General features: G+C 43.1%; 12 protein-coding genes. All 12 read right to left on the bottom strand.

From position 1 onward, the window contains the following. Position 1: 1 nt before the first annotated feature. Positions 2–1,405, bottom strand: coding sequence for an O-antigen ligase family protein (locus tag J2Z48_RS00165; RefSeq protein ID WP_307249823.1), 1,404 nt, complete (start codon positions 1,403–1,405; stop codon positions 2–4). A gap of 332 nt (positions 1,406–1,737) precedes the next feature. After that, positions 1,738–2,382 carry a sugar transferase gene (locus J2Z48_RS00160; RefSeq protein ID WP_307249822.1) on the bottom strand — a complete coding sequence of 215 codons (645 nt, stop codon included), beginning with the start codon at positions 2,380–2,382 and terminating at the stop codon, positions 1,738–1,740. Between the two features lie 233 nt (positions 2,383–2,615). Further along, on the bottom strand, positions 2,616–3,533 hold the full coding sequence (locus J2Z48_RS00155) for an SDR family oxidoreductase (protein WP_307249821.1): 918 nt from the start codon (positions 3,531–3,533) through the stop codon (positions 2,616–2,618). Positions 3,534–3,568: 35 nt separating this feature from the next. Beyond that, entirely contained in the window at positions 3,569–4,672 is a 1,104-nt protein-coding gene (locus J2Z48_RS00150; protein WP_307249819.1) for a glycosyltransferase family 4 protein, read from the bottom strand. Positions 4,673–4,745: 73 nt separating this feature from the next. After that, entirely contained in the window at positions 4,746–6,188 is a 1,443-nt protein-coding gene (locus tag J2Z48_RS00145) for an O-antigen ligase family protein (protein WP_307249817.1), read from the bottom strand. A gap of 3 nt (positions 6,189–6,191) precedes the next feature. After that, a complete protein-coding gene (locus J2Z48_RS00140) occupies positions 6,192–7,700 on the bottom strand; it encodes a lipopolysaccharide biosynthesis protein (RefSeq protein WP_307249815.1) in 1,509 nt (502 codons plus the stop codon). Positions 7,701–7,718: 18 nt separating this feature from the next. Beyond that, positions 7,719–8,465, bottom strand: a complete 747-nt coding sequence (locus tag J2Z48_RS00135; RefSeq protein ID WP_307249813.1) for an N-acetyltransferase — start codon at positions 8,463–8,465, stop codon at positions 7,719–7,721. 17 nt (positions 8,466–8,482) lie between these two features. After that, positions 8,483–9,817, bottom strand: coding sequence for a nucleotide sugar dehydrogenase (locus J2Z48_RS00130; protein WP_307249811.1), 1,335 nt, complete (start codon positions 9,815–9,817; stop codon positions 8,483–8,485). Positions 9,818–9,829: 12 nt separating this feature from the next. Next, on the bottom strand, positions 9,830–10,933 hold the full coding sequence (locus tag J2Z48_RS00125) for a DegT/DnrJ/EryC1/StrS family aminotransferase (RefSeq protein ID WP_307249809.1): 1,104 nt from the start codon (positions 10,931–10,933) through the stop codon (positions 9,830–9,832). Positions 10,934–10,963: 30 nt separating this feature from the next. Beyond that, positions 10,964–11,992, bottom strand: a complete 1,029-nt coding sequence (locus J2Z48_RS00120; RefSeq protein ID WP_307249807.1) for a Gfo/Idh/MocA family protein — start codon at positions 11,990–11,992, stop codon at positions 10,964–10,966. 306 nt (positions 11,993–12,298) lie between these two features. Then, positions 12,299–12,742, bottom strand: a complete 444-nt coding sequence (gene fabZ, locus J2Z48_RS00115) for a 3-hydroxyacyl-ACP dehydratase FabZ (RefSeq protein ID WP_307249805.1) — start codon at positions 12,740–12,742, stop codon at positions 12,299–12,301. A gap of 17 nt (positions 12,743–12,759) precedes the next feature. Continuing rightward, entirely contained in the window at positions 12,760–14,085 is a 1,326-nt protein-coding gene (locus tag J2Z48_RS00110; protein WP_307249803.1) for an NAD-dependent malic enzyme, read from the bottom strand. Positions 14,086–14,095: the final 10 nt, after the last annotated feature.

Here is a 14,095-nt window from a genome sequence, read left to right as displayed (position 1 = left end):
TTCATTCACTTCCTTGTGCAACAGCCTGTTTCTTTCTCTCCAATTCGCCTATTCCAACCACAGCTAATCCGATTCCAATCGTAATCCACATCGGTGTATAGTGAATACAGCTACTAGGCGCCATTCCGCCAAAGAAGAAGCCGACCAAACTAGCAAGCGTAGCAAAAGCGCTCCAGCGAACCACGGGGCTCGTTGATGCTCCACGCTTTAAGGACGCAAGCTTCCATAAACGCCACAGCAACCAGAAGTATACAGCCATATACATCACAAAGATGAGAACCCCAAAGTTGACGAGAACTTCTAGCCACCAGTTGTGGATATTCTTTTTATCTACGTGTGGTGCACCTTCCATTAACGGCTCAATATTACCCGGTCCCACCCCCAAGTAGTGTGACTTATGTAAGAAATGGAATCCATTGATAATAAGAAACTTACGAACAGTAGCACTCCGCCCCGTTTCTCCTTCAATGACACCTTCTCCCTCTGCATCCCAGCCACCTTTTTGGAAATCACCTAGAAAGCCGAAGATCGAAGCCAATTTCGCATTATTTGCAGCCCTCGCCTTGTCAGATAACAGAACAAAGCCAACTGCATTAGCCAAAATAATAGCCGCTATGACCGCTATAATCGCTGTGGTTATGTTTTTCTTCGTCCATTTCTCGCGCTTCACAACGAAAAAAGCTCCTAGTAATAGCACCGCACAAGCAAGCGGCAAAGCGAACATCACATTACTCCGTGAACCGGTTGCGAAAAGAGTGTAGAGACTAAAAATACATCCAATGTAAAGGAGCCATTTATATTTTTTATGTACTGGCAACATAAAGATAGCCGTAATCAGAAATGGCAGCGCCAACGTAATAAACGTAGCTAAGTCATTTTGATTCGTAAAAACAGAAGTGACTACACTTACAAGCTCAGAATTGTAACCCCTAGAAGCGGGTAAATGGATAAAGGTCATCGACTCAAAAACAGCATAACCAATAATCATGGCATATACTGCTACAAGTACCTTTGCTGTCTTCCAAAGGGTTTCATATGTACGGATAAAAAACGGGAATGAGAACGTGAGTGCAAGCATCATTCCAAGAAAGATCAAATACCGGATGCCATCTTTCAAGCTAACCGACCAAGTGAGTGAAATGAGTGCATAGAGAAGCCAAAAGCAGAAGAAGGCTCCAACTAAGCGAACTTGATAGATGGTGGCTATCTCCCTATTTTGCTTACGATTCCTGTATTCTTTGTTCCAAACAAGTTGTACCACCGTTCCGATAGCTAAAACGAAAAAAGCGATCCGAAAAAAGGTAAGCCGAAAGTCCCCTGTACCGATTCCAAGTGTCGGACCGATCAGCGCAAATGCAATCATAAAGAAAAAAATATTTACCAATCGATCTTGTTTTCGAAACAACAATTGATCCACCAAGTCCTCACTCTTTTCATTCATCAATATCAAGCTTATGTTACTTGCAGATTACATTTTGTTAACAAGTTCGACAAATGTAACTAAAGGAGTATACCGTGGCGTATAATAAGTTTATAAAGCGAAAACGGAGGTGCCTCACATGGAATATCCAGTCGTTGGTAAATCATTTTGGATTGGTGTCATGAATGCCGCTGGGATCAGTGTACCATTTTGGTTGCTGATGTATGCAGGACTTCGTCTGGTATTCTAATGTGGGTCACGGTCATATAAAAAGAAAGCACGGATCATCATGATGAGATGGTATCCGTGTTTTCTTTTTATCTTGCGCCGCTTCCTGATAAAACAACCCAAACTGTACGTAATAAAATTCGCAGATCCATGGAAATCGACCGGTTTTGAATGTAATACATATCTTGTTCCCACTTTTCACGCGGGGTCACTTCATAACCACCTGTTACCTGCGCCCATCCAGTCAGACCTGGTTTCACTAACAAGCGTTTCTTAAATCCAGGAATCTCTTTTTCAAATTGCTCCGTAAAACAATCACGCTCGGGACGAGGTCCGATTAAGCTCATATCCCCATTTAATACGTTAAGAATCTGAGGAAGCTCATCGATTCGTGTTTTGCGAATAAATTTACCTACCTGTGTAACACGAGGATCATTTTTAGCTGCCCATTGCGGACCGTTTTTCTCAGCATCCGTACGCATGGAGCGCAACTTATAAATCCAAAATCCCTTCCCTTGTAGCCCAACTCGCTCTTGCTTATAGAAAACAGGTCCAGAGGACTCTATTTTGATCGCAATAGCTGAGAGGACGAGGACCGGTAAGGTAAAAATGAGCAAGGCTAGTGAGAAGATGATCTCAAACGCCCGTTTAACGATTGAGTAGACCATAGAAGCAGCTCCTAATTCTCCTGTCAAAACACTTGCATCGTTTTCAACTGACGCCTTCAAACGCATCCGCTATTCACTCCTGATCGTTGAAAATCATCTATGTTTGTCAACGGTTTATACTCATAGTTAGATTACAAAAGTAACAGTAACATTACAGTAATGTTTCAAGCCTATAATGTACACAGTATACTTCAGGAGGGCGTAAATAACAATAGACGTTTTGTTACAGCTTAAGCGATTTATGTATCCGCACGTAACAAGCTCTGCTTGGTCCAACATTTGGTCTATAAAAGAGTATGCTAGTACTTCTCTAAATAGTATTGATACGTTTGCTTAAGACCATCTAATAATGGGATTTTCGCTACCCATTCTAATGTATCCGTGGCTTTCTTCGCATTAAAATAACTATCCTTAATATCTCCAGCGCGCTCTGGTCCATACGTAACGACTATATCCTTGCCAGAGGCGATCCGGAAAGCTTCTATTAATTCATTTAATGAGGTTTGAACTCCCGTACCGATGTTGATAATCTCACCAGAGCCTTTTGACAACGCTTGTACATTTGCTTTGGCTACATCTTCTACATAAATATAGTCACGTGTATGTTCCCCATCCCCAAACACTGTTAGCGGCTGTTTACTCAACACTTTGTCGGTGAAGATGGATACAACGCCGCCTTCTCCTCTTGGGTCCTGACGAATGCCGTACACATTGGCATAGCGAAGGGCTGTGTACTCCACTCCAAATAGACGATAGTACACATCTAGATAATGTTCTACTGTGTATTTGGATACACCATAAGGGGAAATCGGATGCGTTGGGTGGTGTTCGTCAATCGGCAAATATTTAGGTTCTCCGTATACAGCCGCAGAAGAAGCATACACAAATTTTCTTACTCCTGTATCTTTTGCTGCTTCTAATAGATTAATAACTCCCATGATATTTACATTTGCATCATAGATAGGCTTTTCGATCGATGTGGGGACATGCGTTTGTGCCGCCTGATGAATCACCGCATCCGGTCTCACCTCTTCAAATATCTGCTGAACTTCTGGATGCGTTATATCGATCCGATAAAAGGTTGCTTTTGGATGAATCTGTTCCTCATGTCCTGTTATCAGGTTATCTAAGACAACCACTTCATGCCCTTCGCTAATCAGTTGATCCACAATATGTGACCCGATGAAGCCGGCTCCTCCCGTTACAAGAACTTTCATGTTGATACCCCCTTTGTTTTCCTACATTGAACATCTCATGATCCAATTTCTTGGTACAAGCGCAGTAATTTTTGCTCTTCAATATGCCAATTGTAGTTTTCCTCGTATGCTTTCCGTCCATTAACACTCATCGATTTAGCTAGTTCTGCATCAGTCAAGATCTGCGTTACCTTCTCCGCCATTTCCTTCGGGTCTAGCGCATTTACAGTAAACCCACAGTCACTTCCCTCTACAATCTCTTTCCATAACGGGAAATCGGTTGCGAGTACAGGCATACCGGCTGACATATATTCAAACATCTTAATGGGTAGAGATTCACGGTAGTTTTCAACCGGATGCAAGCAGACCAACCCGACTTTCCCTGATGCTAATTTCTGCTGAACCTCTGTAAAAGGAATTCTCCCATGAAGGTAGATCCGTCTTTCACTAAATCGTTCTGCTTCCTCCACACTCACTTGGATATGTTGGAGCGGACCGATAATATGTAATTCCGCTTGTAACTCTTCTGGAATATGATTCATCATTTGAATCATTTCATCATACCCACGCAGACGAGAAACCCCGCCCACATATAGGATCTGATTTTTCCCATCTTCTTCTCGTTCCATCATTGGCATGGGGAGTGGATAGTTTTTTATCACTTCCCGATGCTTCACTCCTGCAAATTGGCTGGCAATGGGTTCCGTTGCGGCGATAACGGCTGTTAGCTTTCGCGCTAGTCCCTTTTCAATGCGGTGGACCCATGTAGATAAAGGCTTGCGAATCTTGGGATTGATCCATACTTTGGTATAAATTTGTTTCGGTAAGTCTTCGTGTACATCATAGATCACGGGTTTACCTGTCCGAAGCCGCAAGAGTACTCCCCACGGAAGTAGTTCCGGATCATGAAAGTGAAATACATCTGCACCACTTTTTCTTGCCCGTTTATATAATTCATATCCCTTTAATAGCCTGCGAAAGCGGTTGGCCGCCCGTTTCACTCCCACAATCCGGACACCTTGCTCCATTTTCTCTTCCACATCCGAAATCGCATGTAGCTCTACTTCGTACCCCGTTTTTGCTAAAGAAACAGCTTGCTTATGAAAAATCCGGGAGTCATCACAAGGATGAACTGAACTAAATATCATCACTTTTTTCATTCAAGGGTCCAGCTCCTTCTGGCAACTTACTCTATATAGAAAGGGGAGGAATTACCAATTAGGCTCCCTCCGCTCATTTCGATCCACGTATAGACTTTGGTTCTATTTGTTTATTCTGATGTTCTCCTAACACTAAGACAGCTAAAGCTAAGCCATAACTAATCCACATCGGAGTGAAATGGATAGCCGTACTCATCGCCATACCACCAAAAAAGTATCCAGTCATCGCCGCTAAACTAGCCACTGCCCCGAAACGCAGATACGGAGAAAGCTGTGGAGACCTTTTTAAACTGATCAGCTTCCATAGCCGCCACAACAACCAGACGTACAAAGCCAGATAGAGCGCAAACGTGACAACACCAAAGTTGACTAAAATCTCAGCCCACCAATTATGGATATTTTCCTTGTTCACATCCTCACTCACATACTCAACTGAGGAAGGGTGCATCAATCGTTCAATATTTCCTGCTCCGACACCCATAAAATGGCTTTTTACTAAGAAATCGAATCCATGCTTCAAGAGATTGACACGTACTGTTATACTCTCCCCTGATTGACCTTCAGTGTGCGATTCTCCTCCTACAAGTTCCTCTGAAACCGCATTATGAAGGTCAGAGAGGCTTGCAGAAGTACTTCCCAGCTTATCTTCCACTACTCTTTGACCTTCTGGGGTCAACATCGTCGCCAGCATTACCTGAATCAATACGACAGCGAGAAGTAGAAAGAAACCATTTGTACGGATGCTTTTTAGACGGAAGCGACTACGATCTAAGCTTTTCCAAAAAAGGATGAGCAAAGCCACTGCAATCAATGGAAGAACGATCAACTCATTTACACGTGACCCTGTGGCAAATAAGACGTAGCCGGATAGGATGAATACCCCGTATACTGCCGCTTTCATCTTTCGAGACAACGGTAACATGATCATTGCGGCGACGATAAATGGCAGAGCCAATGTAATACAGGTCGCTAAATCGTTTTGGTTGGTAAACACAGATGTAACCGATGCACTTACTCCATCTGAAACATTTCCATCTACCGCCCGAGAAGTAGGAAGATGAATTAATGTAACCGATTCAAACACCGCAAATAAAATAATCGCCGTATATACGCCAAATAATACTTTCGTGATTTTCTGATAGTAGGATTCATTTCGGATAAAGTAAGGAAACGAAAGGGCTAAAGCGATCATATTCGTTAAGAATACAACATAACGAATCCCTCTCCCCATATCGATCACCCACGTTAACGTTAAAACGGCATACACGATCCAAAAGCATAGAAACGCGATATACCAACGAATAGGATACATATAGGATGCTTCCAAACGCTTTGTGTTTACAAAGCGAAAAATGAATCCGGCTAGTAAAACCAAAAAAGCTAAGCGGAAGAAGGTTAATGTAAAGCTAGATGTCACCGGAATACCAAAGCTAGGCCCGAGTAGAGCGAAAGCGGCCGTTAGATAAAACAACGTATCTAAACGTTTTCGTTGAGAAAGCAAAACCTCATTCACCATCTCTCACTTTTTACCTCCTAGTTTGAGCAAAAGACTACCGATTCGATTCAACATGCTCACAGGAATTAATCCTGTAATCAAAATCACGGCTACATTCCCTACAAATGCCACTACATACGTAATCCACGGATTTGGTAGATGATTTGCCTGCACATAGCTAATCCAAGCCATAGAGCCGAGGAACACCGTCATATAGAGCATCATAGCGCCGAATTTAAACTCAACTGGATAGACTTTTTGACTCGCTCGATAAATTAGAATCACCGCAACCAAATAACTAGCAGCAGTCATACTAACTGTACCCCAAATTTTAAAGTACGGCACGAGTAGAAAGTTACCAATTAAGAACATCACAGAAACTAGGATAAATATTCTTGAGATGTACTTGGTTTGCTTTTTGATGAATAGTCCAACACCAAACACTGGATGTAATACATTTAAAAGCGTTCCCAACGATAACATCCACACATAGAGATACCCACTAGAAAGATCTACCTTCGTCTCTGGGCCCGGAGTACCAATATATAAATTGTACAGTGGTTGTATAAAGAATGTGAGCACCATAATCGCTAATGTGCCAAACACCAGCAACCCTCTACCAATTAATCCATACACCTGCTGCGCATCATCACGATCCTTAATCGACATCGAAAAAGGTCGCCAAGCTAATTGAAACGGTGCCGTAATCAAAACGATAAAGCTGGCAATCCGCACAGTAGCTTCATATATGGCGTTTGCACTGTACTTGATTTCAGGGATAGTGGGTACTAAATAATTCAGAATAGGTCTGCTGATGGAAGACATGATCCAAAAAGATAATAAAGAGATCATCACAGGAGATCCATATTTGATCAGTTGGACCGTATGAGGTTTAGAAAACTTCCAAGTTAGCTCTTTTCGATACAGCCATAGCAGAATCAAGGCCACTGTACCTTGACCGATTAACTGACCGTAGAAGATCCCTAGCACAGATGGTTTCATGTAATAAGCAAGCACGACACTTAACACAGATGACCCAATCACAAACGCCATCGAAAAGATATTAAAAAACCATACTCTTCGGTTATAGCGAGCATAGGCGAGAATATGCTGAATGACAATCGCACCTAATGTCGCAACGGTGGCAATCGTCAACAGATGAGAATCATCGTAACGATGACCTCTATAGACAACGGAAGAGATGGCAGAGTCGAAGAAGAAGGATAGCACACTGAACAGAATGCACATCCCTACACTAAACAATAAGGTGTTCGTGAAGTAGACTCGACGATCTTTCTCATCTTTCGTGTCATAGAAATAGTAAGCGAGTGCAGTGTCCGTCCCTAGGATACAGAGATACGTTAAAATAAGGGTGTATGTCTGTGTCAAACCCCAGTCGCCAATTGCGTGTTGGTCCTTTTGCAAAATCCGAATATAAATAGGAGCCAACACGACTGCTGCTAGCTTGTTTCCCATCGTTGCAATCGCAAATGCAGCCGAATCTGAAAACAAACGCTTGATTAGTTGGTTCATGGATTGCTCCTACCTCAACTACTCTTGATTTTCTAATAATTCACGGGCTGGTACATCACGTAGCACACGCGCTGGCACCCCTACATACACTTTCTTTTCTTCTGTATCACGGTGTACCACTGCACCTGCCGCGATAAAGCTTTCTTCAGCTACCACTACACCTGGTAGTAAAATCGATGCTCCACCTACACGCGCGCCTTTCTTAATGTGTGCACCTTTTACAAACTGGAAGCGTTCCTTGGTACGCCCCATAAAGTTATCATTGGTAGTCGTCACAGTTGGAGCGATAAAGACCTTTTCTTCAATCGTTGTATAAGCGGTAATGTATGAATTGGTTTGAATCTTCGTAAAGGAACCGATGGAAACTTGGTTCTCAACCGCTACTCCACGTCCGATTACTACACGATCCCCAATCTCACACTTCTCTCGTACAGAAGCTTGATCGCCAATCATGCATTCTTTTCCAAAAGAAGAACCACGATATAAAACTGTGTTTGCTCCGAGGGTTGTCCCATCTCCAATCACAAGAGCAGGCAAAGAAGCATCTACCTTCACTGTTGATGCTTTCGCAGGTCTCGGCCAACGCCCTACCACGCAATTATCAGAAATAAATACATCATCACCAATCACAGTTCCTGCATGAATCGTAACATTATTACCGATCGTAACACGATCCCCTAATACAACGCCGTCTTCAATAACCGAAAAATGGCCGATGGAGACATCTGTCCCCATCGTTGCACGTTCATGTACGAAGTTGTTCATGAGCCCACACCCATTCCTTATAATTTTTCGTAGTCTGCTTGAATGTTGGAAGTAGAAATACCTACCCCTTTAAAGGCATTACGCGTATCAAAAATCACTTTTGATTCTCGTGCGATTAATTCATAATCAAAGGCACTGTGGTCTGTAGTAAGCAAGACAAGATCCGCATTTTGAAGACGGTCTGCTGTCAATTCGACAGTCTCCATCACTTTTGCATCTGCACTATGTGAAAAACGGAAAGAAGGTACATGTGGGTCAACCACTTCAACATCCGCATTGTACGTTTCGAGCAACTCTAAGATTGGAAGAACCGGAGACTCGCGCATATCGTCGATATCTTTTTTGTAAGCCACGCCAAGCACCAATACCTTAGAACCTGCGAGGGCTTTTCCATAGCGATTTAAGATTTTCATCGTACGGTCTACCACAAATTCTGGCATTGCATTATTAATTTCACCTGAACATTCGATTAAGCGTGTGTGATAATTATATTCACGTGCTTTCCAAGTCAAATAGAATGGATCGATTGGAATACAGTGTCCACCTAGCCCTGGACCTGGATAAAACGCCATAAATCCGTATGGCTTGGTCTTCGCAGCGTCGATCACTTCCCAAATGTCGATCCCCATCTTATGACAGAGAATCGCCATTTCGTTAGCAAGTCCAATGTTAATGTTACGGAATGTGTTTTCGAAAATCTTCTCCATCTCCGCTACTTTCGGACTTGATACCTCGTGAACTTCACCTTCTAATACCGCACGGTACATCGCAGCCGCTACCTTCGTACAATCTGCTGTTACACCGCCTACTACTTTCGGTGTGTTCTTAGTATTAAAGGTTTTGTTACCCGGATCGACACGCTCTGGGGAATAAGCTAGATAGAAATCTTGACCGATTTTCAATCCAGTAGCTTCTAGAATTGGACCTACTACTTCCTCTGTTGTACCTGGGTACGTGGTACTCTCTAAAACGACTAACATCCCTGGATGCAGATATTTCGCAATATCTTTACTCGATGACTCCACATAAGAGACATCTGGCTGTTGATACTTATCCAAAGGAGTTGGGACACAGATTGCCACTGCATCCACTTCCCTGATCTTGGAGTAATCCGTCGTAGCCATGATTTTACCACTAGACACAAGCTCTTTTAACTCTTCGTCAACAACATCACCGATATAGTTAATCCCTTGGTTTACTTCATCTACGCGATGTTGCAACACATCGAAGCCAATGACACGAAAGCCCGCTTTTGCTTTTTCAACTGCGAGTGGTAAGCCAACGTAGCCAAGTCCCACTACTCCGACCACAGCTGTTCGGTTCTCTAATTTCTCTAGTAATACGTTTGTCAAAGTCAATACCCCCTACTTATAGAACTTCTTAATGGTATCCACGATATAGTTCATATCCTCACGAGACAGCTCTGGGTAAAGCGGAAGAGCAAAAGTACGCTTCGATAAATATTCCGATACCGGCATACTACCTTCACCTTGACCCAAATCTTTATACACTTCTTGTAGATGAAGCGGAACTGGGTAGTAAACACCTGTGGAAATGCCATGCTCACCTAGATACTTCATCAGCTCATCACGCTTTTCAGCTTGTACAATATACAAGTGATAGATATGCTTACGATCTGGTGCTTCGAAAGGCGTCACAAGCGGAGTATCTTTCAATAACTCATTATAGATAGCCGCTTTTTCCCGACGTGCATTGTTCCACTGATCGAGATGGCGTAATTTAATACGTAGTGCAGTCGCTTGGATTTCGTCCAAACGGCTGTTATAACCAATCATGCTGTGATAATATTTCGGGCTACTACCATGAACCCGAAGGATTCGGATTTTCTGTGCTAGTTCATCGTTATTCGTTACAACCATCCCGCCGTCACCGTAACCACCAAGGTTTTTAGTTGGGAAGAATGAATAAGTTGCAGCATCGCCCCAAGAACCGATCATTTGACCTTGGAACTGGGATCCCATCGCTTGTGCCGCATCCTCTAAGATGTAGATGCCTTTTTCTTCGGCAATCTCACGAAGCTCGTCCATATTAGCAGGTTGACCAAAAATATGAACCGGGATGATTACTTTCGTTTTATCAGTGATTTTTGCTTTCAATTGTTCAATGTCTAGGTTATATGTTTTTGGATCCACGTCCACAAATACAGGCGTCCCCCCTACTTGTGATACAGTTTCCGCAGAAGCAAAGAAGGTAAACGGAGTCGTAATAACTTCATCGCCAGGTCCAACACCCATAGCATCTAACGTTAATACAAGAGCATCCGTCCCGTTCGCTACCCCAATCGCATGTTTCACTCCGATATAGTCAGCTACTTCTTTTTCCAATGCTTTTACTTCCGGTCCGAGGATATAAGCTCCACTTTCAAATACGTTTTCTACAGATGCTAACACTTCTTCGCGAATAGTAGCAAATTGTGCTTTCAAGTCTAGTAAAGGAATTTTTTTCATTTTGAAATACCCCTTTTATCATTTATTTTATTAGGATTTTCGTTCTAATGTATTCATTTTAATTGGCTTACCTGATTCAGCCGACATCTGACAAGCAACAACTAAACCGAGTGCATCACGGCCTTCTGTGCCTGAAACAATTGGAGTGCGATCTTCTGTAATCGCAAGCGTCATGTCACGAATAATACACTCATGACCTGCCATGCCCCATGGATCTTGCACGATTTGCTCTTTCAACTGCGTAACTTCTTCTGCCGTCAGACCTTCAAAATCCCACGTTTTAATCCAGTTCGCAGTTGGTCCACCGACAACAGCGCTACCTTTTTCACCGAAAATACTTAACGATTCTTCTAAGTTCTTCGGATAAATCGTAACAGCCGCTTCCAGTACGCCGAGCGCTCCATTTTTAAAGCGGATCACCGAGATGGATGTATCTTCTGCTTCAATCTGGCGTAGTCGGGTCGCGTCGTATGTATAAACTTCCTCCACGTCCCCCATCATCCATAGAAGCAAGTCCATGTTATGAATCGCTTGATTCATCAACACCCCACCATCCATGGCTTTCGTTCCACGCCAAGGTGCTTGATCATAATATGCTTGATTTCGATTCCATCGAACGGTTGCGTTGGCATGACCGATGGTCCCGAATTTTTCATTTTCAATTTGTTTTCGTAGTTCTACGATAGCTGGGCGAAAGCGGTTTGGATGGACCACAGCCATCTTCACACCATTTTCCTCACATGCGTCAATCATCCGATCAGCATCTTCGAGCGTCAATGCCATTGGTTTTTCGACAACGACATGCTTCTTCGCTTCAGCCACTTGGATCGTAAGCGCAGGGTGTAGACCACTTGGTGTACAAATCGATACAACATCGACATCTGTTTTTAACATTTCAGCCAGATCCGTATATCCGATGACTCCATCGATTGCAAATTCCTTCAAACGCTCTTCATTGGTGTCACATACTGCCACGAGTACAGCCCCAGAATCAGCTTGAATCGCTGAAACGTGCTTTTTAGCAATATGACCACAGCCTACAATACCATAGCGTACCATAGATCTCCCTCATTTCCGACAACTTGTTCCATTATAAAGACTCACTATCATTGTACCTCTAACAAATGTTGATTTACGCTTCTAATGTTACAGAAACATTACAAACTACAGTCTCACTGTAACATAACTGAAATCTTTTGGGTAGCAAACTCCGATCAGAGTGCACTTTTTCAAATATGTATATAAGTTACCCACAATCCATGGAATCTTCCATTGTACTACCGTATAAATCCCTATTCTTTATGTAACTACTCATTTAGATAAAGAAAAGGAGAGGTCGCTATGACCCCATCCTGTCCTCTAAATCTATCCTTGGTTCGCTACATCGATAATCGCAAACATTAATTCCCCTGATGCGACTACCTTTCCATCAACGCTCGCCGTGCCTTTCCCTTTACCAATACTGCCTTTAAAACGAGTTAACTCCACCTCTAAACGCACCTGATCCCCTGGAACAACTTGTCCCCGAAAACGAAATCCGTCCACTCCTGTAAGGAAGCCAGTTTTTCCTTTGTGCTCCTCTGAAGTAAGAACCGCCAATGCTCCAACTTGAGCTAACGCTTCGACGATGAGCACGCCTGGCATAACTGGATAATGGGGAAAATGTCCTTGAAAAAATGGCTCGTTTATCGAAACATTTTTGATGCCAACTGCACGTACATTCGGTTCACATTCCAACACACGATCCACTAATAAAAAAGGATATCTGTGTGGGATTGTCTCTTTAATCTTCTCGATCGCCCATTCCATAAAACAAACCTCATTTCTTATTTACTTGATTCCTCTTTCATCACAGCCATCTCCACTGCTTCTGCCACAATTTGATGTGCTCTTATATCCAGTGGATGAGGAACTAACTGACCTGGCTTGGTATGGTTTGATATTGCAGTTGCCGCTGCTACTAACATATCATGGGTAATACATTTCGCTCCAGCATTTAATGCCCCACGGAAAATACCGGGGAACCCAAGAACATTATTTACCGATCGACCATCAGCCGCAAACAAAGCCCCTGCTTTAATCGCTTCATCTGGCTCGATTTCTGGTTTTGGATTGGAAAGAGCTAGTATGACTTGTCCCTTTCGAATCCATTCTGGTTTGATTAAGTTAGGTACACCTGTCGTAGCGATCACGATATCGCATTTCTCCATGATTTCTTCCAGTGAATGAGCAGGCGTTCCGCCATACATAGCAAGTCTATCCAAAGCTGCGGGCTGACGATCCACCCCAACCATTTCTTTTACACCATAAGCCATGAACATCCGACAGATAGCTAAGCCCGCTGCGCCTAGTCCTATTTGTCCTACAACCGCTTCTTTTAAGTTAACGCCCGCACTACGACACGCAGACATAACAGCCGCTAAGGTAACAACAGCCGTTCCATGTTGATCATCATGCATCACAGGAATATCGAGTTCTTTGATCAAACGCTCTTCAATTTCAAAACAGTGCGGAGAGCCAATATCCTCTAATAAAATACCGCCAAATCCTTTTGAAATCCGTTTTACCGTTGTTACAACTTCATCCGGATCACTGGTATCTAGTAGGATCGGAATTCCGCTAATCCCTGCAAGGCGATCAAATAGGGCCGCTTTCCCCTCCATTACAGGCATTCCTGCCAATGGACCAATGTTTCCTAGACCTAATATAGCCGTTCCATCTGTGACGATTGCAACGGTATTTCCTATGCTTGTATAGTATTGAGCTAAAGATGGATCTTCTTCAATCACACGGCACACGTTGGCAACACCCGGTGTATATACTTTTCGCAAATCATCTATTGAACGTATATCAAAGCGGCTACTCATATGAATCTTACCGCCTTCATGAGCATGGAGAACATCATCAGAGATAGCTCTTACATGAATCCCTTCTCCTAGCTGTTCAACAGCCGCTATCGCTGTCTCTAATTGTTCTTCACTTTCGCACTGTACGGTAATATCTCGCACAGTCGAATAAGGTCCTATTTGTCTCGTTTTAATCTCGCCGATATCTCCACCAAACAAGCCAATGGCAGTGGTCACTTTTCCTAAATTTCCTGGTTTTGATGGTGTTTCGACAATAATGGTGCGGGTTACATTTCTTGCTCCCATGTTGCACCCT

Origin of the sequence: Croceifilum oryzae (assembly GCF_030814315.1) — a bacterium.
GTDB classification, from domain to species: domain Bacteria; phylum Bacillota; class Bacilli; order Thermoactinomycetales; family Thermoactinomycetaceae; genus Baia; species Baia oryzae.
Note: the sequence above shows the minus strand (reverse complement) of the source record. Positions and strands in the feature narration are given on the sequence as shown.